The organism is Pseudomonas sp. SIMBA_041 (genome assembly GCF_046535095.1).
Classification (GTDB): Bacteria; Pseudomonadota; Gammaproteobacteria; order Pseudomonadales; family Pseudomonadaceae; genus Aquipseudomonas; species Aquipseudomonas mucoides.
Map to the genome: position 1 here is coordinate 1 of NZ_JAWRXJ010000129.1, position 320 is coordinate 320.

At 62.5% G+C, this 320-nt stretch carries 1 protein-coding gene; it reads left to right on the plus strand.

Going from position 1 to position 320, the window contains the following annotated elements; translation table 11 throughout:
* Positions 1–302 (plus strand): DUF1329 domain-containing protein (locus tag SB725_RS30545; protein WP_410923084.1); only part of this gene is annotated, 302 nt, incomplete at its 5' end.
* Positions 303–320 lie beyond the last annotated feature (18 nt).

Here is a 320-nt window from a genome sequence, read left to right on the forward strand (position 1 = left end):
AAGGCCAGCGCCATATCTACGCCAAGCGTGACTTCTACATCGACGAAGACACCTGGCAGGCAGCGGTGATCGACCACTACGACGGTCGTGGCCAGCTGTGGCGCGTGGCCGAGGCTCACGCCGAGAACTACTACGACAAGCAAGTGCCGTGGTACGCCCTGGAAACCCTCTACGACCTGCAGTCCGGCCGCTACCTGGCCCTAGCCATGAAGAACGAAGAGAAACAGGCCTACGACTTCGGTTTCACCGCCCCCACCCGCGATTTCACCCCAGCCGCCCTGCGTCAGGACGGGGTTCGCTGAGCCGCTGCAAATAGAGGC